Source organism: Lentzea flaviverrucosa (assembly GCF_003350445.1).
In the GTDB taxonomy this organism is placed as follows: Bacteria; Actinomycetota; Actinomycetes; order Mycobacteriales; family Pseudonocardiaceae; genus Lentzea; species Lentzea californiensis.
This window is the reverse complement of record NZ_QQAU01000003.1, coordinates 100,207-122,818: the sequence shown is the minus strand read 5'-3', so window position 1 is coordinate 122,818 and position 22,612 is coordinate 100,207. Positions and strand designations below refer to the sequence as shown.

Sequence of the window (22,612 nt, the reverse complement as noted above, 5' to 3'; positions counted from 1 at the left end):
GGGTCCCGCACATCGCTGATCAGGGCGACCGTGCACTGAGCCGCCGATGCCGCAGGTGGTGAGGCCTGCGGCATCGGCGGCGACGTGGCGCTCCGTCTCACTCGGCGACGCGTGTGCGTCCGATCCAGCGGAACACCACCTCGGCGCGCCCGTCGAGCGTGGCGCCGTCCCGTTCGAAGTGCTCGTGCCCGCCGTAGTGCGGGATCTTGACCTTCTTCTCCTCGCGGCGCACCCGCTGTGCTCGCGTCGCCTGCGGCAGGTCGGCGGGGCCGCCGTGCAGCACCGCGTCGACGAGGTGGCCGGAACTGCCGTCAGCGACGACAGCCGTGGTGCTCACGCTGTTGGTCTGCACACCCTCGGTCATGCTGGGTCCCTTCGCTACGGGTCGTGAACTTCGCCTGCGACGTCCTCACTGCTCCGGTGACGAGGGCCGGCCGCTCAGGCGGCCATCCTCCTGCGGACGACTTCCAGGATCTCCGGCACTCGATCGTCGAGGTAGAAATGGCCACCGGGGTAGGTGAACAGCGCCGAGTCCGCGGACAGCTCCTGCCACGCGGCCAGTTCGGCGTGCTCGGCGCGGGGGTCTTCGATCCCGCCGAGCACCGTCAGGGGAATCGGCAACGGCGGTCCGGGGACGTGCTGGTAGGTCTCGTTCACCGTCAGGTCCGCGCGCAGCAGCGGCAGGAACATCTCCAGCAGCGAGCGCTCCTTCAGCAGGACGTCCGGGAGGCCGCCGAGCGCCCGCAGCTCCTTGACGAGGTCGTCGGTGGGCAGCGCGCGCAGTTCCCTGCGGGTGTTGGGCAGTTGCGGCGCCGGTCGGCCCGACACGAACAGGTGCCGGGGTGGCGGCCCGCCCTGCTCGACGATGCGCCGGGCGACCAGGTAGGCGACCAGTGCGCCGACGCTGTGCCCGAACAGGGCGTAGTCGCCGGTGAACTCGGTGCCCAGCCCGCTGAGCACGTCGTCGGCCAGTGCGCCGGGATCCTGGTGCGGGGTTTCCCGCCCGCGGGCGGCGCGACCGGGGAGCTGCACCGGACAGATCGCCAGGTCGTCCTGCCCGGCGGCACGCCAGCCGGCGTACACCGCCGCGCTGGCACCCGCGTGCGGGAAGCAGAACAACCGTGTCCCGGTTCCGGTGATGCCGTAGGGAAGCCAATGCCGGGTGATGCTCGCCGTGGTCATTCGACGTTCACCTCAAGGTACGCGGGAGGCGGCTGGATCTGGTCGAGGCTCGACTCCAGCACCAGGCGGTTGTCGTCACGGGCGATCTCGCCGAAGCCCGCGAACGCGTAGGTCACGTACATCACCCGGTTCCGCCCGGTCTCGACGAAGTCCGCGCGCAACCTGGCACCGTCCGCCTTCGCCAGCCGCATCACGTGGTTGAGCAGCACCGTGCCGACACCGCGGGCCATCACGCGGCACGACATCAGCATCATCCGGAGGTGCCACGCGGGTTGCCCGCGCTCCACGAGCGCGAGACCGATCTTGCCGTAGCTGCCGTACTTGTCGGTCAGCGACGCGACCAGCAGCAGGTGGTCGGGCGAGGTGCGCAGCGCGTCGAGCTCGTCGTAGGAGTACGTGCGACCGGTCGAGTTCAGCTGGTTGGTGCGGACGGTCAGCTCCTCCGCGCGCTGCAGGTCCTCCTGCCTGGCCCGGTTGATCGTGAAGACCATGTCCAATGTGGACAGGAACGCCTCGTTGGTGCCCTCGTAGTCGAGCTCGGCCTGGTCACGCACCACAGCCGCGCGGTAGAGGTCGCGGCGCACGCGGGACTCGTCGGTGACGAACCTCGGCTGGAACTCCTCCGAGGCCAGTTCCTCGGCGATCCGCGCGGTGTCGACCGTCTTCACCGCGGGCAGCGCGTGCGTGACCTCTTCCAGCTCGAACGGCTGGTCGTCGACGAACGCGACGGCGTCCAGCCCGATGTTGAGCTCCTTGGCGATCCGCTCGACCGACTGGGACTTGGGGTTCCAGTTGATCTGCGGGTACAGGAAGTACTCGTCGAGGCCTTCCGCCTTCAACCGCGCCATGGCGGCGTCGTGGTCGTTGCGGCTGGCCACCGAGTGCAGAACACCCAGAGCGTCGAGGCGTTTGATCTCCTCCACGACCTCGGGACGCACGCGCACCGCGCCGTCCTCGAGCAGGGTGCCGTCCCACAGCGTGTTGTCCAGGTCCCACACCACACATTTGATGCGGCCGCGCTTCGGCTTGGCCGGAGCGGCGATGTCCGTCTGCGTCACTGCGCCACCTCTCGATATGCCTCGGCCGCGATCGTCAGCTCCTGCACCTGGGTGCTGCCTTCGATGACCTCGGTGACCTTGCTGTCGCGGTACAACCGCGCGACCGGGTAGTCGGGGCTGAACCCGTTGGCACCGTGGATCTGGACGGCGTCGCCCGCGGCCTGCACGGCCGCCCTGGAGGCGTGGTACTTGGCCACCCACGTGGCCATGATCGTCGCCGGGTCGCCCGCGTCGTTGAGCGCGCCCGCCCTCTCGCACAACAGCCGTCCCGCGTCGCGGGCGGTCACCATGCCGCTCATCATCTGCCGCACGTGCGGCAGGTCGCGCAACTGAACGCCGCCGGCGGACCGGGCCGTCGTGTACGCAGCGCACGCCTCGATCGCGGCCTGGATGATGCCGACGGCACCGCACGCCACGCTGTAGCGGCCCAGGCCCAGCGCGTTGGTCATGACCGTTCCCGCGGCCCAGCCCTGCGGGCCGAGCAGTGCGGACGGCTCCAGGCGCACGTCGGTGAACTCGATCTGGGCGAGCATGCTCGCCGTGGTGCCCGACACGTGCGGCAGCGGAGTGACCCGGACGCCCGGCTGATCCGCCTCGACCAGGAAGGTGGACATGCCACCGCCGGTCGACGCGAACACCATGAAGAGGTCCGCGACCTGCCCGCCGGTGATCCACTTCTTCGTGCCGTTGAGGATCCAGCCGTCCTGGTCCCGCACCGCCGTGGTGCCCTCCGCGGTGGCGTCGCTGCCACTGCGGTCGGGTTCGGTCAGGCAGAACGCGCCGAGCTTCTCACCACGGGCGAGCGCCTGCAGCCACTTCTCCTGCTGGGCCTGGTCTCCCCAGCGGTGCACCGACGCGCTGATCATCGTGTGCACGGTCAGGAGGCTGCGCAGGGAGGAACAGCCCCGGCCGACCTCCTCGTGCACCCGGCCGAGCGTGACCATGTCCATGGCAGCGCCGCCGAACTCAGAGGGCAGGAAAGGTGCCCACAGCCCCAGTTCGGCCACCCGCGACAGGACTTCCCGCGGGATCCGCTCCGCCCTCTCGAAGGTGTTGGCGTGCGGCGCGATCTCCAGATCGACGAACCGCCGGACCTCGGCGAGGCCGGCCGGTCCGCTCCGCGTCTCCGCTTTCATCACCGCTCCGCTCAGCCCACGGCGGCGGACGTCTGCCGCGCCACCAGGTCGGCCATCAGCGCGACGGACCGGAAGTTGCCCAGGTGGAGCTCCTCGTTCGGGATGCGGGTACCGAACGCCTTCTCGATGAACATGACCAGCTCCATCGCGAACAGGGAGTTCACGAAACCGAGCGCGAAGATGTCCTCCTCGTCGGAGAACGTCACGTCCGGGAACTTGGTCGTGATGAAGGTGCGGATCTGAGTGCGGGCGTCGTTCGACATGACTGGACCTTTCTCGACTGGAACGCGGGAACAGGGGGCGAGATCAGCCCATGCTCTGGTAGACGTAGAAGCCCTCGCCGCTCTTGCGCCCGTGCAGACCGGCGTCGGTCATCTTCTTGAGCAGCGGGCAGGGGCGGTACTTGCTGTCGTTGAACTGCTCGTAGAGCACCTCGACGCTGTACAGGATGGTGTCGACCCCGATGAGGTCGGCCGTTTCCAGCGGTCCCATCGGGTGGCCGAAGCAGCTGCGGAACACCTCGTCGACGGTCTTCGCGTCGGCGACGCCCTCGTGGACCAGGAAAGCCGCTTCGTTGACCGTCAACATGAGCACGCGGTTGGACACGAAACCCGGGGAGTCGTTGACCGGGATGGCCTTCTTGCCCATCGAGTCCAGCAGCGCGCGCACGGTGTCCTTGGTCTGCTCGCTGGTGTGGTAGCCGGGGATGAACTCGCACGCGGCCTTCATCGGCACCGGGTTCATGAAGTGCACGCCCATCACCTTGTCCGGGCGCGAGGTCAGGGCGGCGAGCTTGGTGATCGGGATCGCCGACGTGTTCGCCACGAACACGGTGTCCGCCTTGCAGACGACGTCGAGCTGCGCGTACAGCGCGCTCTTGAGCCCCCAGTCCTCGGTGATGTTCTCGATCACCACCTCGGTCTCGGCGAGCAGTTCGAGCGAGGTGCCGGCGGTGATCGACGCCAGCACCGCCTCGGCGTCGACCGGCGGGCCGCCGAGCATCCGGCTCATCCGGCACTCCAGTTCGATCCGGGCGAGCGCCTCGTCCAGCGCGTCCGGGTTGTTGTCCACCAGGACCACGCTGTGTCCCTTCTGGGCCAGGTCCTGTGCGACGCCGATGCCCATCACTCCGGCTCCGACAACTCCAACGTTCGTCATCGCTGCTCCTCGACTGCACTGCTGCTCATGGGGAAAGAAATCGGGTCGGTCGCACCACCCACGCGCTCGCGTCGGCGCGGGGGCGGTGTCGCCGGTCTGACTGGCCTACTCGGCGGACGCTCGGGCGCCCCTCGGAACCGTGGTTCCTGACCCGGAGGCCGTGGGCTCGAGCCAGTAGCGGTCGCGCTGGAAGGCGTATCCGGGCAGGGTCGTCTTCCTGGCCCCGCGACCGTCCTGGTAGGACTGCCAGTCGACGTCCACACCGGACAGCCAGAGCCTGCCGAGCGCGTCGGCCGCCGATTCGGTGTCCTGCCTGGGATCTGCCTCACCGGGCAGGGTGGGCACGAGGTGCGCCCAGGACTTCTGGGGGAAGTCCGGGTGCCCCCGGAACATCGACCCCATCGACTGTCCCGCACCGAGTTCGACGAACGCGGTGTCCGGCCGTTCCAAGGCCAGGTGGGCGATCATGGTGGCGAACTGCACCGGGCGGCACATGTGCTCGGCCCAGTAGCCGGGGTCCTTCAGCTGCCTCTCGGTGATCGGCAGCCCGGTGACGTTGGACAGGTACGGGGTCTCGGGGGCGCGGGGCTCGAGGTTCAGCCTGGCCCACGCGGTGAGTTCCGCCGCCGCCGGCCGCAGGGAACGCGAGTGGAACGCGTGCGTGGTCCGCAGCGGCCTCGCGGGCACCCCTTCGGCGGCGAGCTTCTCGGTGAGCTGGACGACGCCCTCGGGAGAACCCGAGACCACGATCATGCGGGGACCGTTGACCGCGGCGACGTCGACGGAGAAGACCGCGAGGTCACCCACCAACGCGGTGAGCTCGCTCTCCGACAGCGGCACGGCGGCCATCGCCCCGGCCGGCAGCGCCGAGATCAGCTTGGCCCTCGTGGCGACCAGGGCGGTGGCCTCCTGGAGGGTCAGGCTGCCCCCGAGCGCCGCCGCGGCGAACTCGCCGACGCTGTACCCCGCGAGCACCGAGGGCTGCACGCCCCAGGCCGTCATCAGCCTGCCCAGCGCGTAGTCGACGGCGAAGACGCCGGGCTGGACGACGGCGGTGTCCGCGGACCCGCCGGGTTCGGCGTCCGCCGCTCGGCCGAGCAGGGCGGCCAGGCCTCCGCCACCCGCTTTCCTGGCACCGACCAGGCCGGCGACCGGGTCGAAGCCGAGGTGCCCGTGGAACAGCTCCGCGCACTCGTCGATCGCCGCGCGGAACACCGGTTCGGAGGAGTACAGCCCGCCGGCCATGCCGTCGTACTGCTCCCCCACCCCGGCCAGCAGGAATCCCGCTCGCCGTGTGCTCACACCGGTTTCGGTGAGCACACGGGTCGGCGAGGTCAGCGCCTGCGCCGCGTCGGCGCTCGACGAGACCACGGCCATCCGCCGGTGCTCGAACGCCCTGCGGCCGACCTGCAACGTGTAGGCGGCGTCGGCCAGGTTCGTCCACTGCTCGGCGTCTGCGGCCAGCTTCGCCGTCGCGGCGTCGGCCGCTTCGGCCGTGCGGGCCGACCAGACCAGCAGCTGGTGCGGACGCGCGGGCGGTCGCACGTCGTCCTCGACCGGGGCTTCCTCGATGACGACGTGGACGTCCGCGCCGCCGTAACCGTGCGCGTTGACGCCGGCGAGCCGTGGGCGTTCGCCTCGTGGCCACTCGGTCAGCTCCGTCACCACCGCGAGCTTGTCCGCGGCGGCGGCCAGCTGCGGGTTGGGCGCGGAGAAGTTCACGGCGGGCGGCATCTTCTCGTGGTGCAGCGCGAGAGCCGCCTTGATCAGGCGGGCGATCCCACCGGCCTGGTTGATGTGGCCGAGGTTGCCGTCGGTCGAGCCGAGGGTGACCCGCTCGACGCCGTCCACGCCGAAGACCTCCTGCAGCGCCATGACCTCCACGGCGTCACCGAAGGGCGTGCCCATCGCGGTCACCTCGACGTGGTCGATCTCGGCGGGCTCGACTCCCGCGACGGCCAGCGCCTCGGCCATCACGGCGGTCTGCCCCGGCACACCGGGCACGCCGAACCCCTGGCGGCCCTTCCTGCCCTCGTGCAGCGCGGCCCAGCCGCGGATGACCGCGTAGATCCGGTCCCCGTCGGCCTGCGCGTCCTCGAGCCTGCGCAGCACGACCACGCCGACGCCGTCACCGGGGATCTTGCCGTTGGCACCGGCGTCGAGGACGCGGCTGACGCCGTCCGGGGAGAACTCGCCGCCGCGGTGGTAGAGGTAGCCGGGGTACTGCGGGACGATCACCGAGACCGCTCCCGCGACGACCAGGTCCGACTCACCGGAGAGCAGGCTGCCGCAGCCGGCGGTGACCGCGGCGAGCGCGGTCGAGCTGCAGCTCTGGACGCTCACCGACGGCCCGGTGAGGTCGAGCGCGTAGGAGACCCGCGACGGGAGCAGGTCCTTCTCGTTCTGCAGGACGAGGTGGTCGGGCCCGTAGCCGAGCACCGCGTCGTCGTTCTGCAGCAGGTTGGACAGCAGGTACGTGCTCGGCGCACCGCCGGCGAACACCCCGACCAGGCCGTCGAAGCGGCCGGGGTCGACGCCCGCGTCCTCGAGCGCGTGCCAGGAGCACTCGAGGAACAGGCGGTGCTGCGGGTCGGCCAGTTCGGCCTCGGGCCTGCTGAAGCCGAAGAAGTCGGCGTCGAACCGGTCCACATCGGACAGCACGCCCGACGCGGCGACGAAGGCGGGATCGTCCACCAGCTGCTGCGGCACGCCGGCCGCCAGCAGCTCGTCCGGGCTCATCCTCGTGATCCCGTCCCGCCCCGCGCACAGGTCGGCCCAGAACCTGCCGACGTCAGCAGCGCCGGGAAAGTTCCCGGCCATGCCCACGATCGCGATGTCGTTGCTGTTGTCGCGTTCCTGCGAGGTCATCTCTTCCTCACCTTCGGGTTCCGGTCTGGCGCCGGCGCAGGTTTCCGGCGCGCGCCCGGCGGCGTTCACCGCGGGCGGAGGCGTCCTCGGCCACGTCCGCGAGGTCCGGTGCCGCGGCCGCTTCCGGCTGGGCGAGCAGGGTCGCGAACTCGGCGATGGTCGGCTTCTCGAACAACATCGCGGGCGCCAGCTCGACGCCGAGTTCCTTGCCGATGCGGCCGATCACGACCAGGCCGATCAGGGAGGTGCCGCCGAGGTCGAAGAACTTGTCGTCGACGCCCACCTGCTCCAGACCCAGACAGGCCTGCCAGATCTCGGCCACCTGCTGCTGGGCCGGCGTGCTCGGGGCCACGTAGGGAGTGCGCAGCTCCGGCCGCGGATAGCGCTTGCCGTCGGTCAGGTCGACCGCCGCGCCGCCCACCAGGGCGTCGAAGGAGTCGAGCTGGGCCAGTGCGGCCAGGGCGTCGGAGAGCTCCAGCGACAGCACGGCCACCTGCGTCTCACCGGAGGCCACGATGCGGGACAGCAGTTCCGTCCCCTCCTCGGTCGGGATGCCGAACTCCTCGCGGAACCGCTTGGAGCCCTCCTGCATCTCGGCCGAGCCGGCGAGGCCCGCCGACGTCCAGGGGTCGAGCTGCCACGGTCCCCACGCCACCGAGACGACGCGCTTGGCGACCCCTCCCGTGTTGGCCTCCACCACCGCGAAGGAGTCGAGGAAGGCGTTGGCCGCCGCGTAGTCGGTCGCGCCGACGCCGACGGTCAGGCTCGCCACCGACGAGTAGAGCACCAGCAGTTCCACCGGGTCGTCGCGCAGCGCGTCGGCCAGGGCCAGCGTGCCCGCCACCTTCGGCGCGAGCACCGCGGCCGCCTGCTCCTCGGTCTTGGTCTGCAGCAGTCCGCCACCCGCGACGCCCGCCGCGTGCACGACGCCGTGCAGTTCACCGAAGTGCGCCCGAACCTCCCGCACCAGCGACACGACCTGTGCGGGGTCGCTGACGTCGGCCTGGGCGACGAACACCTCGGCGCCCAGGGCACGCAGCTCCGCCACGGCCATGAGCACGCCGCTGGTCTTGTCGTTGACGCCCTTCTCCGCGATCCAGGAGTCCCAGGTCTCCTCCGGTGGCAACCCCTTCCGGCCGGCCAGCGCGAGCCTGGTGCCGAGCGGGGCCAGCCGCCGCGCCAGTGCCAGGCCGAGCTCGCCCAGACCGCCGGTGATGAGGTAAACGCCACCGGGACGCCAGGCCTCGGAGTCGGCGACCTCCGGCAGCCCGACCACCTCGAAGTCGCGCACCCAGCGACGGCCGTGCCGCCACGCGGCCACGGCGACACCGTCCACGGTGTCCGAAGTGGACGCTGCCAGGCCGTCGAGCTCGCGCAGCGCCTGGCGGGCGTGGTCGCCGTCCGGGCCGAGATCGGCGTACTGCGACCGCAGCAGGGGGTACTCCGCGGCGAGGGCGGGCGTGATCGCCGCGATGGTCGCGGCGTGCGGGTCCTTGGCGTCGCCGTCGAGGACCTCGAACCCGTTGGCCGCGAGGCTGATCAGCTCGACCCGCCTGCCCGCGCACTCTGTGCCGATGGCCTTGCCGAGTCGCATCAGGCTGTAGAAGCCGCTTTCCTGACTGGTGTCGGTGAGGCCGTAGGCGTGCACGATCCGCAGCGGCTCACCGGTGGTGCCCGCCAGCAGAGCGCGGTAGTCCTCCTGGTCCTGCGGCCGGGTGTGCGCGTGGACGACCTCGTGCCCGGCTTCCCTTGCCAGCGCGGCGAACCTGTCGGCGAACCCGCCCGGTTCGGCGAGGAGCACCAGCGGTCCGGCCGCGGCGGGCAGCGGGCGGCTGTTGTCGCGCCGCCAGGTGGGCACGTGGGCCTTCAGGCCGTCGTACGACGGCATTCCGGTGTTGGCCGTGGGCGCCGCAGGGGCGCTGGTGGCGTTCGCCGGGAACTCCGGCCAGTAGCGGGTGCGCTGGAAGCGGTACGCGGGCAGCGGGACGAACACTCGTTCCGCACCGGCGCCGCTCGCCCAGTCCACCGGCACGCCCTGCTCCCACAGCGCACCGAGCGCGGCAAGCCACGACCGGCGACCCTGCTCCAGCGGCAGGCTGACCGTCCGGGATCCGCTCGCCTCGGCCGGACCGACCTCGACGAGCACTTCGGCATGCCGGCCCAGCACCTGCAGGCCGTCGGCGATCCGGTCGGACTGCCCCGCCCAGTAGGCGGCGCCGGACACCTCGGCCGCTGTCAGCACGGCGCCGGTGCGCGGCGACACGACGGTGATCGTGGGCTCCGCGGGCTCGGTGGGAACCGTTCCGTCCAGGGCCAGTGCCAGACCGTCGGCCAACGACAGCATTCCGCCGACGACCGCGGCGACGCACTCCCCCACCCCGGCACCCAGCACGACGGCGGGGACCAGGTTCAGCGAGCCGAACAACCGGGCCAGGCCGTACTCGACCGCGAACACGGCCGCCCGCTCGTCGCCATCGGCCTCGCCGTACAGCGCGCCCAGCAGGTCCACCCGCCCGTTGAGCAGGCCGGCACACTCGTCGATCGCGGCGCTGAACGCCGATTCGGTGCGGTACAGCTCCTCCGTGGCGCCGCGCCAGGAACCCAGGGCCGCGGGGAGGAACAGACCGAAGCGGCGCTTGTCCTCGACCACCGAACCGGTCACGCCCGCGCGCAGGGACGCGATGGCGTCGGCGGTGTCGCGCACCGGCAGGGCGGTCCGCACCGGCAGCGCGCTGCGCCCGGACTGGGTGGTGTGCGCGACGTCGGCCAGTTCCAGCTCCGGGTGGAATTCCAGGTGATCGGCCAGCGCCACGGCGTTCGCGCGCAGGCTGGACTCGTTGTGCCCGGACACCGTGAGCAGCTGCCACGGCGGTCCCGATCGCGGCATCGAGCCCTGCGGCGCGCGCTCCAGTACGAAGTGGACGTTCGAGCCCGACCAGCCGAACGAGCTGACGCCCGCCCGCAGCACGCCGCCGGCGTCCGCGGGGAAGGACCTCGCGGTCTGCACGGGCCGGACGGGGCCGTCCAGGGTGACGACCGAGTTGGGAGTGCTCATGTGCAGGTTGGCCGGGATCTCGCCGTGTTCCAGCGCGAGCACGGTCTTGACCAGACCGGCCATCCCGGCGGCGGCCAGGGTGTGGCCGACGTTGGACTTGACCGCGCCCACGTACAGCGGTTCCGGCGCGGAGCGCTCGCCGAAGACCTCCTGCAGGGCGGTGAACTCGATGGCGTCGCCGAGCTGCGTGCCGGAGCCGTGCGCCTCGACGTAGCCGATGTCGTCGGTCCGCACGCCCGCGTCGGCGTGAGCGGCACGGATGACGGCGATCTGCGCGGCCCGGTTGGGCGCGGTGAGACCGTTGCTGCGGCCGTCCTGGTTGGTCGCCGTGCCGCGGATCAGCGCACGGGTGCGTTGCCCCGGCGCGACGTCCTGGGTGCGGCGCAGGACGACCACGCCGCCGCCCTCACCGATCACGTACCCGTCGGCGGACTCGTCGAAGGTCTTCGTGCGGCCGTCGGCGGCGAGCATGCTCATCTTGCAGGACTGGACGAACACCTCCGGGTTGATCATCGTGGAGGAGGCGCCGACGATCGCGATGTCGCACTCGCCGCGGCGCAGGCTCTGCACGGCCAGGTGCATGGCGCTCAGCGCGGAGGAGCACGCGGTGTCCACGGTCAGGCAGGGACCGCGCAGGTCGAGCTGGTGCGCGATCCGGCCGGCGGCCGCGGACAGCGAGCTGCCCAGGCCGAAGTACGGGTCGTCCGAGGCCTCGGCGCCGTCGGCCTCCAGCTGGCGCATGCTGTACTGGATGGTGTCGATCAGCCCGGCGAACACGCCGGTGCGGCTGCCGCGCAGCTCTTCCGCGGTCAGCGAGGAGTCCTCCAGCGCCTCCCAGACGAGCTCCATGAGCAGCCGGAAGCTCGGATCGGTGCGGCGTGCCTCCTGCGGCGAGAGCCCGAAGAACGCGGCGTCCCAGCCCGCGATGTCGGTGACGAACGCGCCGTGCTGGGTGTAGGCCTTGCCCGGCGCGGTGCGGTCGGGGTCGAGGTAGTCGGCGGCGTTCCACCGGTTCTCCGGAGCCAGGCTGACCAGGTCCTTGCCCTGCATGAGGTTCTGCCAGTAGTCCTCGACCGTGTCGCTGCCACCCGCGAAGCGGCAGGACATGCCGACGACGGCGATCTCCTGGCCCTGCGCGGTGTTCGCGCGGACGGCGGCCTTCGTCGCCGAGGGCTGCTCCTGCGGGCCGAGCTCGGCGAGCAGGTGTGCGGCCAGGGCGGCCGGGCTCGGGTGGTCGAAGACGATGGTGGGCGGGAGCGCGAGCCCGGTCTCGACGTTGAGCCGGCCGCGCAGCTCGACCGCGGTGAGCGAGTCGATGCCCAGCTTGGTGAACAGCTGCTGGGCGCTGACCTCGTCCTCGTGGCCCAGCACGGCGGAGGTGTGGGTGAGCACGAGCTGGTGCAGCACGCGCTCGCGCTCGGCCTGGGGCATGCCGGCGAGCCGCGTCCGCCACGCCGTGGTGACCTCGACGCCCTCCTCCGCGCGCCGCGCGTCGGCCTCGGCGATCGCCGCGACCTCGGGCAGGTCGGCGAGCAGGGGGCTCGGTCGCAGCGCGGCGAACGGGGGTGCGAACTTCAGCCACTCGAACGCCGCCACGGTCAGCGCGGTCTCCTCGCGGCCGAGCGCGCGCCGCAGCGCGGCGACACCCAGTTCCGGTGCCATGGCGGGCACGCCGAGGTCGCTGAGCAACTGGTCGGCCTGTCCGCTGACGCCCATGCCGACCTCGCCCCAGCGCCCCCAGGCGACGGAGGTGGCGGGCAGGCCGCGGAACCGGCGCTGCTGGGCGACAGCTTCCAGGTAGGCGTTCGCGGCGCCGTACACGCTCTGCGCGGGGTTGCCGACGGACGCGGCGATCGAGGAGAACAACACGAAGGCGTCCAGGTCGAGCCCCTCGGTGACCTCTTCGAGGTTCCGAGTGCCGGAGACCTTGGCGCGCAACGCGTCCGTGTAGGACTCGCGGCCTATCGTCTCGATCTGCCCGATCTCGAGGACTCCCGCGAGGTGGAACACGGCGCGCAGGTCGTCGCGGAACTCGCCGACGACGTTCTCGAGCGCGTCGCGGTCGGCGACGTCGCAGCCGACGATGGAGACCTTGTCGCCCAAGTCTTCCCGCAGGAACTCCGCGCCCGGCGCGTTCCCGCCGGTCCGGGAGACCAGCACCACGTGGTCCGCGCCCGCCTCGGCCAGCCAGCGGGCGACCACTCCACCGAGACCGCCGGTACCGCCGGTCACCAGGACGGTGCCCCGGGGCTTCCAGGAGCGCGCCGGCTCGGTGTTCTCGGCGTGCGCCAGGCGACGGCCGAACGCACCCGCCGTGCGGATCGCGACCTGGTCCTCGCCGCGGGATCCCGTGACCACCGCACCGAGAAGTGCGCTGACACGGTCGGACGGCTCGGCCGGAACGTCGACCAGTCCACCCCACAACCGCGGGTGTTCCAGCGCGGCCGCCCTGCCGAATCCCCAGAGCTGGGCCTGGACCGCGGAGGCGGGCGCCTCGTGCGGACCGGTCGCCACGGCCTGCCGCGTCACTGTCCACAGAGGAGTGCCTAGTTCACGGGCTGCCAGTTCCTGCACCAGCGACAGGGTCGCTTCAGCACCGAAGGACAGGCCGTCGATCTCGTGCTCGTCGAGCGCGACCAGGGAGAGCACACCGTCGAACGCCTGGACACCGTCCAGTGCGACCGCCACGGAGGCTCGGTCGGGTGCGTCGAGCACCACGCGTTCGACGTGGACTCCTTGTAGTGCCGCCGCGGCGGCGTCGGTCCAGTCGCCGGACCGCGACGAGGACACCAGCAGCCACCGTCCGGACGCCGCCGCCGACTTCGGCGTGAACGGCTTCCACCGCACGTGGTATCCCAAGGCGTCCACTTCGGACTCGCTCGCACGGGAGGTGCGCCAGCGCGCCAATGCCGGCAGGACGTCACCGAGAGAGACCTGCGTGTTCGGCAGCTCCAGCTCGGCGGCCAGCTCCTCGACGTCACCGCTCGCCACGACGGACCAGAACCGGTCGTCCTCGCCGCCGGCGCCGGCGGTGCCGTCTCCGGCGTCCTCCAGCCAGTAGCGGCGGCGCTGGAACGGGTACGTCGGCAGGGAGACGGTGCGAGCACCGGTACCGCCGAGGTAGGCGGCCCAGTCGACGGCGACACCGTTGACGTGCATCGCCGCGAGCGCGCGGACGAGCGTCTCGATCGGCTCGCGGTCCTTGCGCTGCGCGGCGGCGAACACCACGCCGTCGGCCAGGGCGGAACGGCCCATCGCGGTCAGCGGGGCGTCCGGTCCCAGCTCCAGGAACGCGGTCACGCCGCGCTTCCGCGAGGTCTCGAGGGCATCGGCGAACCGCACCGCCTCGCGGGCGTGCTCGACCCAGTACGCCGGGTCGGTCAGCCGCTCGGCGAGCTCACCGGTCAGCGTGGAGACCACCGGGATGGTGGGCTCGCCGTAGGTGACCGCACGGGCGATCTCCGCGAACTCCGCCAGCACGGGGTCCATCAGGCTGGAGTGGAAGGCGTGCGAGACCTTCAGCCGCGTCGTGCGGCGGTCGGCGAACCGCTCCGCCACCGCGAGAGTGGCTTCCTCGGCTCCGGACAGGACCACCGCACGCGGGCCGTTGACCGCGGCCAGGCACACGTCGTCGCTGAGGTGCGGGCGGACCTCGTCCTCGGTCGCCTCGACCGCCACCATCGCTCCACCGACGGGGAGCGTCTGCATCAGGCGACCTCGGGCCAGCACGAGCCGTGCCGCGTCGGCGAGGGAGAACACACCCGCGACGTGGGCGGCGGCGAACTCCCCGATCGAGTGGCCCGCGAGGAGGTCGGGGACCACACCCCACGAGGTGACCAGGCGGAACAGCGCCACCTCGAAGGCGAACAGGGCGGGCTGGGCGAACTCGGTGCGGTTCAGCCGCTCGGCGTCGTCGCCGAACACCACCTCGCGCACACCCGGCAGGTACTCGCAGGCCTCGTCGAACGCGGTGGCGAACACCGGGAAGGCGCCGTGCAGCTCGCGGCCCATGCCGATCTGCTGCGAACCCTGACCGCTGAACAACACGGCCAGCTTTCCGGTGGTGGCGAACCCGGTGATCGCTCCGGCGTCGCCGTCGGCGACGGCGCGCAGTCCGGCGGCCAGCTCCTCGGGGCCGGCACCCACGACGACGGCACGGTGGTCCATCGCCGCGCGGGTGATGGCCAGCGACAGCGCGATGTCCACGGGCTCGTTCGGGACTTCGTCCACACTGGACAGCAGCGCCGCGGCCCGGGCGCGCACCGCGGCGGGAGACGCACCCGACAGGACGTAGGGCACCACGGCCGGTGCCTGGACGTCGCGGGGCGGCAGCGGCTCTTCCGGTGCCTGCTCCAGGATGACGTGGGCGTTGGTGCCGCTGATGCCGAACGAGGACACCCCCGCGCGGCGCGGCCTGTCCACCTCCGGCCACGGCCGCCGCTCGGAGAGCAGCGAGATCGTTCCGGCCGACCAGTCGACGTGCCCGGACGGCCGGTCGACGTGCAGGCTCGCCGGGAGGACGCCGTGCCGCATCGCCTCGACCATCTTGATGACCCCGGCGACACCCGCGGCGCACTGCGTGTGCCCGATGTTGGACTTGACCGACCCGATCCACAGCGGCTCGGTGCGGTCCTGGCCGTAGGTGGCCAGCAGGGCCTGCGCCTCGATGGGGTCACCGAGCTTCGTGCCGGTGCCGTGCGCCTCGACCGCGTCCACGTCCGCCGGCGACAGCCGCGCGCCGGCCAGCGCCTGGCGGATCACCCGCTGCTGTGACGGGCCGTTCGGGGCGGTCAGGCCGTGGGACGCACCGTCGGAGTTGACCGCGCTGCCGCGGATCACGGCCAGCACCGGGTGGCCGTTGCGCCGGGCGTCGGACAACCGCTCGAGCACCAGCATGCCCGCGCCCTCGGCCCAGTTCGTGCCGTCGGCGCCGTCGGCGAACGGCTTGCACCGGCCGTTCGCGGCCAGCCCTCGCTGGCGGGAGAAGTCGACGAACGGGCCGGGGCTGGCCATGACCGTCACCCCGCCGGCCAGGGCCAGGGTGGACTCCCCCGTCCGCAGCGAGTGGGCGGCCAGGTGCAACGCCACCAGTGACGACGAGCAAGCCGTGTCGATCGACACCGACGGCCCCTGCAGGCCCAGCACGTAGGAGATCCGCCCGGACACCACGCTGCCCAGGGTTCCGGTGGCGAGGTACCCCTCGTACTCCCCCGGCACCTCGGTGAGCCGGGTGGCGTACTCGGTGTTCGTGACACCGGCGAACACGCCGGTCGCGCTGCCCTTGAGCGAGGCCGGGTCGATGCCGGCGCTCTCGACGGCCTCCCACGCGGTCTCCAGCAGCAGCCGCTGCTGCGGGTCGGTCGCCTCGGCCTCGCGCGGCGAGATGCCGAACAGCTCGGCGTCGAACTCGTCGGCGTCGTGCAGGAAGCCGCTCTCGCGGACGTAGGTCGTGCCCTGCCGCTCCGGGTCCGGGTCGTAGAGCCCGTCCAGGTCCCAGCCGCGGTTGGTCGGGAACGGCGAGACGGCGTCGCCCTCGGTGCTGACGAGGTCCCACAGCTGCTGCGGCGAACGGACCTCGCCGGGATAGCGGCAGCTCATCGCGATGATCGCGATCGGCTCGGCCTGGCGTTCCTCGGACTCCCGCAGCTGCCGACGGCTCTCCCGCAGGTCAGCCGCCATTCGCTTGAGGTAGTCGACGTACTGCTCTTCGGTGGGCATCGGTGATGGCTCCTATGACGGCCGGGGCTGGTCAGCGCGTGCCGAACTCGTGGTCGATCAGCGCGAGGATGGTGTCCGGGGTCGCGGTGTCGAGATCGCTCCCGGAGGAGTCCGAGCGCTTGGCCGTCCAGTCGGACAGCAGGCGCTGCAGACGCCGGTCGACCTCGGTGTCGTCCGGATCGGTGCCGGCGAGCATCGCCTCCAGCCGGCCTATCTGGTCGATCAGCGCGGTGTTCGCCGGTGCGGCGTCGCCGGCCAGTTCGGTGTGCAGGAACGCGGACAGCGCGGCCGGGCTGGGGTAGTCGAAGACCAGCGTGGACGACAGTCGCAGCCCGGTGGCGGCGCTCAGCCGGTTGCGGAACTCGACCGACGTCAGCGAGTCGAACCCGAGGTCGCTGAAACCGCGGGCGGGCTCGACGCTGTCCGCGCCCGCCCTGCCCAGCACCAGTGCGGCCTCCCGCCGGACCAGGTCGAGCAGGAACTCGTCCCGCTGGGCCGCGGTCAGCTCGGCGAGCTTGCGGAGCAGTTCGCCGTCCTGTTGCGCGGCGGCCGCCCGGGCCCGCACGCGGCCGGGAGCGCCGACCAGGCTGCGCAGCAACGGGGACATGGACGCGTCCGAGGCGCTGGCGCGGACCGTGGCGCGGTCGACCCGCAGTGCGAGCAGGACCGGGTGCGCGGTGCCGACGGCGATGTCGAACATCGCCATGCCCTCGGCGGAGGTGATGGGCGGGAAACCAGCGCGGCGCAGGCGTTCCTCGCCCTCCTCGCCGAGCCGGTCGCCCATGCCGCCCGCCCACAGGCCCCACGCGATCGAGTGGGCGGCCAGGCCGTCGGCGCGGCGGCGGACGGCCAGGGCGTCGAGGAAGCTGTTGGCCGCGGCGTAGTTGGCCTGTCCCGCGTTGCCCAGCACCCCGGCGGCCGAGGAGAACAGGACGAACCAGCGCAGTGGCAGGTGCCGGGTCAGCTCGTGCAGGTGGGTGGCCGCGTGGACCTTGGGTGCGAAGACGCGGTCCACCCGCTCCGGGGTGAGCGCGTCGACCAGGCCGTCGTCGAGAACGCCCGCCGCGTGCACGACACCGGTCAGCGGGTGCCGGTCCGGGATGGCGCTCAGCAGGTCCGCCACGGCGTCGCGGGAGGCGAGGTCGCAGGCGACGACGGTGACCGCGGCACCCAAACCGGTCAGGTCGGCGACCAGCTCGGTGGCACCCGGCGCGTCCGGGCCGCGACGGCTGGTCAGGACCAGGTGCCGGACACCGTGCTCGGTCACCAGGTGCCTGGCGAGCAGGCCGCCGAGGTCGCCGGTGCCGCCGGTGATCAGCACGGTGCCGTCCGGCTCGGGACCGCCGGGGATCGTCAGCACCAGCTTGCCGATGTGCTTGGCCTGGCTGAGGAAGCGGAACGCCTCCGGGGCGCGCCGCACGTCCCAGACACGGGTCGGCAACGGCGTGAGCACACCGCGGTCGAACAGCTCGACCACCTCGGACCACATCCGGGCGAGCAGCTCCAGCTCGGCCTCGATCAGGTCGAAGGGCCGGTAGAGGACTCCGGGATGCCGCGCGGCGACCTCGTCCGGGTCGCGCAGCCCGGCCTTGCCCATCTCCATGAACCGGCCGCCGCGCGGCAGCAGCCGCAGCGAGGCGTCGACGAAGTCACCGGTCAGCGCGTCCAGCACGACGTCGACGCCGCGCCCACCGCTGGTGGTCGTGAAGTGCTGCTCGAAGTCGAGCGTGCGGGAGTCGGCGATGTGGCCGTCGTCGAGCCCTGCCTCGCGCAGCACGTGCTGCTTGCCGGCGCTCGCCGTGGCGTAGACCTCCGCGCCGAGGTGCCGGGCGATCTGCACGGCGGCCATGCCGACGCCGCCGGCGCCCGCGTGGATCAGCACCGACTCGCCCGCGCTGAGCCCGGCCAGCTCCTTGAGCCCGTAGTACGCGGTCAGGAACACCAGCGGGACCGAGGCCGCGGTCTCGAACGACCAGCCGTCGGGAACCCGAGTCACGTAGGCGCGGGGCGCGACGGTGACCGTGCCGACGCCACCGGCCGCCACGCCCATCACGGCCTCACCGGCCACCAGGTCCGTCACGCCGGATCCGACCTCGACCACCACGCCCGCCACCTCGTTGCCGAGGGGGCCGGGCTCGCCGTCGAACATGCCGAGCACGTTGAGCACGTCGCGGAAGTTCAGGCCCGCTGCGGCGACGGCGATCCGGACGTCGTTGGCCGCCAGCGGTTCCAGTGCCTGCGGGTACGGCTCCAGGCGCAGGTTGTCCACGGTGCCGCGGCCGGTCATGCCCAGTCGCCAGGCCGGACCGGCCGGAACGACGAGCTCGTCCGCCGCAGGCAGTGGGGCCAGGCGCGGCGCGGCGAACTCACCGCCGCGGAGGAGCAGCTGCGGCTCGCCGGTGGACAGGGCCGCCGCCAGCTGTGCGGAGGTCGGCTCGGCGTCGGTGTCGATCAGCACGTACCGGCCGGGGTACTCGGACTGGGCCGAGCGCACCAGACCCCAGACCGCGGCGGCCGCCGGGTCGACCTGGTCCGTGCCGGCCGCGTCGCGGGTGAGCACCACCAGGGTGGAAGCCTGCAGGCGCTCCTCGGCGTTCCAGCGCTGGAGCACGGCGAGGACCCGGTTGGTCTCCGCCAGTGCGGTGCCCGCCACGTCGGCCGCTCCCGTGCGGACCGGGAGCACGACGGCCGGCGGGGGCGGGACCTCGTCGTCCAGTTCGTCGGCGAAGGCCCACTCGACGTCGTGCTCACCGGAGATGGAGAGCGGTGTCCAGTCGAGGTGGAAGAGCGAGTCCAGTCCACCCGGTTCGGCCGTCTTGAACTGGTCGGCGCTGATCTGGCGCAGCAGGAGCGCACCGATGGTGGCCACCGGCGCGCCGACGCCGTCCGCGACCCGGAGCGTGACCGCGTCCGACTGGCCGGGGGTCAGCCGCAACCGCAGCGTGGTGGCGCCGATCGCGTGCAGGGCGACGTCCTGCCACAGGTAGGGAACCCGGGGACCGGAGTCCTCGTCCGTGGTGAGGCCGATGGCGTGCAGGCAGGCGTCGAGCAGTGCCGGGTGCAGGCCGAACTTCTCCGCGTCCTTCTGCGCCTCGCCTTCCTCGGGCAGCCGCAGCTCCGCGTAGACCTCGTCGCCGAGGCGCCAGGCCGCCCGCAGGCCGCGGAACACCGTCCCGTACTCCAGGCCGTTGCGGGCGAACGCTTCGTACAAGTCGCCCAGGTCGACGGCGGAGGCACCGCGCGGGGGCCACTCGGCGAGGTCGAAGTCCGGTGCCGCGGCCGACGGGGTCAGCGTGCCGGAGGCGTGCTGGACCCAGCTGCCTTCACCTGCGCGGGAGTGCAGGGACACCGGCCGGCGGCCCGACTCGTCCGGCGCGGCCAGCACGACCTGCAGGTCGCGTGCGCCGTCCAGGAACACCGGCTCGTGCAGGGTGAGCTCCTCCAGGTGCGGGCAGCCGGACTCGTCGCCCGCGCGGAGCGCCAGCTCGACCAGTGCCGTTCCCGGCAGGATCGCGGTGCCCGCGACGACGTGGTCCGCGAGCCACGGGTGGGTCGGGAGCGAGACCCGGCCGGTGAGGACGAGCCCGGAGTCGTCGGCCAGTGCCACCGACGCACCCAGCAACGGGTGGCGGGCGTCGGCCAGGCCCAGCCCGGCCGGATCTCCCGCGCTGCCCGCGGACTTCAGCCAGTAGCTGTCGTGCTGGAACGCGTAGGTGGGCAACTCCGCCGCACGAGCCCCGGTGCGTTCGTAGAACGTCCGCCAGTCCACGCGCCCGCCGCGCACGTGCAGCGCGGCGAGGGCGGTCGTCGCCGTCACCGGCTCGGAACGGCCGCCGCGCAACATCGGCACGGCCAGCACGTCCTCGTCGGGCAGAACGCGGGCGAGCATGGCGGTCAGCACCGAGTCGGGTCCCAGTTCGACGAACCTCGAGACCCCCTCGGAGCGGAGCCAGGTGATCGAGTCCGCGAACCGGACGGACTGCCGGACGTGCCGCGGCCAGTACCCCGGCTCGGTGACCTCGTCGGTGCCGGCCAGCTTGCCGGTCACGTTGGACACCACCGGGATGCGCGCGGCACCGTAGGAGACGCTCTGGGCGACCGCGGTGAACTCGGCGAGCATGCCGTCCATGCGCGCCGAATGGCACGCGTGCGTCATGCGCAGCCGCTTGGTCTTGCGGCCGCGCTCGGCGAACGACTCCGCCACCGCGAGGACCGCGTTCTCGTCGCCGGACAACACCACCGCGTCCGGACCGTTGACCGCACCGATCTCGACGCCGTCGACGAGCGCGGCGTGCACCTCTTCCTCCGAGGCCTGAACGCTCACCATGGCACCGCCGGAGGGCAGCGCCTCCATGAGCCTGCCGCGGGCGGCGACCATCTTCGCCGCGTCCGGCAGCGTCCAGACACCGGCCACGTGCGCGGCCGTGAGCTCACCGATGGAGTGGCCGGCGACGAAGTCGGGACGCACGCCCCAGGACTCCAGCAGCCGGAACAGCGCTACCTCGACGGCGAACAGAGCCGGTTGCAGGTACCCCATGCGGTCGAGCAGGTCCTGGTCGTCGCCGAAGACCACGCCGGCGAGCGACCGGTCCAGGTGCTCGTCCAGCGCCGCCGCCACCGCGTCGAACGCCTCGGCGTAGGCGGGGAAGGCTTGGTAGAGCTCGCGACCCATGCCGCAGCGCTGGCTGCTCTGCCCGGTGAACAGGAACGCCGTGCGCCCGATCAGCGGGGTGCCCGACACGACGGCGGGCGAGGGCGAACCCTCCGCCAGCGCGGTCAGACCGGCCACGAGGTCGGCACGGGTCGAGCCGATCACCGCGGCCCGCCGGTCGAGCGTGGACCGGGTGGTCGCGAGCGAGCAGGCGACGTCGAGCGGATCGGCTCCTCCCACGGCGTCGAGGACGCGGGACGCCTGCGCTCGCAGGCCGCTCTCGTTCTTGGCCGACAACACCCACGGCAACACCGCCGGAGGCGTCCGTTCGACGTCCTCCTGCTCCTCCAGGACCTGCTCGAGGATGACGTGGGCGTTGGTGCCGCTCAGGCCGAACGACGACACCGCGGCGCGGCGCGGCCGGTCGACAGCGGGCCAGGGGCGCTCGCCGGTGAGCAGTTCCACGGCGCCCGCCGTCCAGTCGACGTGGGGCGACGGCTCGTCGACGTGGAGCGTGCGCGGCAGCACCCCGTGCCTCATGGCCTCGACGACCTTGATGATTCCGGCGACTCCGGCGGCCGCCTGGGAATGACCGATGTTGGACTTGATGGACCCCAGGTACAGCGGCTCGTCCCGGTCCTGGCCGTAGGTGGCCAGCAACGCCTGCGCCTCGATCGGGTCACCGAGCCGGGTACCCGTGCCGTGCGCCTCGACGAGGTCGACGTCCGATGTGGACAGACGAGCGTTCGCCAGCGCCTGGCGGATCACCCGTTGCTGGGACGGGCCGCTGGGAGCGGTGAGCCCGTTGGAGGCCCCGTCCTGGTTGACCGCCGAACCGCGGACGATCGCGAGCACGCGGTGCCCGTTGCGGCGGGCGTCGGACAACCGTTCCAGCAGCAGCACACCGGCGCCCTCGGACCACCCCGTGCCGTCGGCCGCGGCCGCGAAAGCCTTGCACCGCCCGTCGACGGCCAGCCCGCGCTGGCGGGAGAACTCGACGAACGTCTCCGGCGTGGACATCACGGTGACCCCGCCGACCAGGGCCAGCGAGCACTCACCGGTGCGCAGGGCGTGCCCGGCCAGGTGCAGTGCGACCAAAGAGGACGAACACGCGGTGTCGATGGTCACCGCCGGCCCTTCCAGGCCGAACGTGTAGGACACCCGGCCCGACAGCACGCTGTTGGACGAGCCGGTGCCCACGAAACCCTCGACGTCCTCGGACACCGACGTCAAACCGGACACGTACTCCGTGCGCATCGCTCCGGCGAACACCCCGGTAGCGCTCCCCCTCAGCGAGGCGGGGGCGATTCCGGCGCGTTCCAGCGCTTCCCACGTGACCTCGAGCAGCAGGCGCTGCTGCGGGTCCATGGCCAGCGCCTCGCGTGGCGAGATCCCGAACAGTTCCGCGTCGAACCGGTCCGCGTCGTGCAGGAAGCCGCCCGCGGTGGTGTAGGTGGTGCCGCGGTGGTCCGGGTCGGGGTGGTGGAGCGAGGCGGCGTCCCAGCCCCGGTTGTCCGGGAAGCTCGTCACGCCGTCACCGCCCTGCGCCACCAGCCGCCACAGGTCCTCCGGCGAGGCGATCCCGCCGGGGTACCGGCAGGCCATCCCGATGACGGCCAGCGACTCGGACGCGCTCTCCTGGACCTCGTCCAGGCGACGCCTGGTGTCGCGGAGTTCGGTGGTCAACCGCTTCAAGTAGTCGAGCGTCCGGTCGTCGCTGGTCATGCCGATTCCTCCTTGTGGCAGCGTCCTGTGTGGACGCTGCCACGAACGGAAAGGTCGAAAC

9 protein-coding genes are annotated in these 22,612 nt (G+C 72.2%); all 9 read right to left on the bottom strand.

The genetic code is table 11. From position 1 onward, the window contains the following. Nucleotides 1-97: 97 nt before the first annotated feature. The gene (locus DFR72_RS10600) at nt 98-364 is read right to left on the bottom strand and encodes a DUF5988 family protein (RefSeq protein WP_090062981.1); all 267 of its coding nucleotides are present in this window, start codon (nt 362-364) and stop codon (nt 98-100) included. A 74-nt stretch (nt 365-438) separates the two neighbouring features. After that, on the bottom strand, nt 439-1,182 hold the full coding sequence (locus tag DFR72_RS10595) for a thioesterase II family protein (protein WP_090062983.1): 744 nt from the start codon (nt 1,180-1,182) through the stop codon (nt 439-441). Next, the gene (locus DFR72_RS10590) at nt 1,179-2,240 is read right to left on the bottom strand and encodes an HAD-IIIC family phosphatase (RefSeq protein WP_170176202.1); all 1,062 of its coding nucleotides are present in this window, start codon (nt 2,238-2,240) and stop codon (nt 1,179-1,181) included. Before DFR72_RS10590 ends, DFR72_RS10595 begins: the two co-directional genes overlap by 4 nt. After that, a complete protein-coding gene (locus tag DFR72_RS10585) occupies nt 2,237-3,376 on the bottom strand; it encodes an acyl-CoA dehydrogenase family protein (protein ID WP_090062985.1) in 1,140 nt (379 codons plus the stop codon). Before DFR72_RS10585 ends, DFR72_RS10590 begins: the two co-directional genes overlap by 4 nt. A gap of 11 nt (nt 3,377-3,387) precedes the next feature. Continuing rightward, nucleotides 3,388-3,639: an acyl carrier protein gene (locus DFR72_RS10580; protein WP_090062986.1), complete on the bottom strand. Its 252-nt coding sequence runs from the start codon at nt 3,637-3,639 to the stop codon at nt 3,388-3,390. 43 nt (nt 3,640-3,682) lie between these two features. Beyond that, the gene (locus tag DFR72_RS10575) at nt 3,683-4,534 is read right to left on the bottom strand and encodes a 3-hydroxyacyl-CoA dehydrogenase family protein (RefSeq protein WP_090062988.1); all 852 of its coding nucleotides are present in this window, start codon (nt 4,532-4,534) and stop codon (nt 3,683-3,685) included. Nucleotides 4,535-4,639: 105 nt separating this feature from the next. Then, nucleotides 4,640-7,402, bottom strand: a complete 2,763-nt coding sequence (locus DFR72_RS10570; protein WP_090063591.1) for a type I polyketide synthase — start codon at nt 7,400-7,402, stop codon at nt 4,640-4,642. A 7-nt stretch (nt 7,403-7,409) separates the two neighbouring features. Next, nucleotides 7,410-16,175: a type I polyketide synthase gene (locus DFR72_RS10565; protein WP_090062990.1), complete on the bottom strand. Its 8,766-nt coding sequence runs from the start codon at nt 16,173-16,175 to the stop codon at nt 7,410-7,412. Nucleotides 16,176-16,206: 31 nt separating this feature from the next. Then, nucleotides 16,207-22,551 (bottom strand): type I polyketide synthase, encoded by a 6,345-nt coding sequence (locus DFR72_RS10560; RefSeq protein WP_090062991.1) that lies wholly within the window; start codon nt 22,549-22,551, stop codon nt 16,207-16,209. Between the last annotated feature and the right edge of the window lie 61 nt (nt 22,552-22,612).

Coding starts and splice junctions, on each gene's coding strand:
- DFR72_RS10575 (WP_090062988.1), bottom strand. CDS start 4,534: ATGACGAACGTTGGAGTTGTCGGAGCCGGAGTGATGGGCATCGGCGTC.
- DFR72_RS10570 (WP_090063591.1), bottom strand. CDS start 7,402: ATGACCTCGCAGGAACGCGACAACAGCAACGACATCGCGATCGTGGGC.
- DFR72_RS10600 (WP_090062981.1), bottom strand. CDS start 364: ATGACCGAGGGTGTGCAGACCAACAGCGTGAGCACCACGGCTGTCGTC.
- DFR72_RS10565 (WP_090062990.1), bottom strand. CDS start 16,175: ATGCCCACCGAAGAGCAGTACGTCGACTACCTCAAGCGAATGGCGGCT.
- DFR72_RS10580 (WP_090062986.1), bottom strand. CDS start 3,639: ATGTCGAACGACGCCCGCACTCAGATCCGCACCTTCATCACGACCAAG.
- DFR72_RS10560 (WP_090062991.1), bottom strand. CDS start 22,551: ATGACCAGCGACGACCGGACGCTCGACTACTTGAAGCGGTTGACCACC.
- DFR72_RS10595 (WP_090062983.1), bottom strand. CDS start 1,182: ATGACCACGGCGAGCATCACCCGGCATTGGCTTCCCTACGGCATCACC.
- DFR72_RS10585 (WP_090062985.1), bottom strand. CDS start 3,376: ATGAAAGCGGAGACGCGGAGCGGACCGGCCGGCCTCGCCGAGGTCCGG.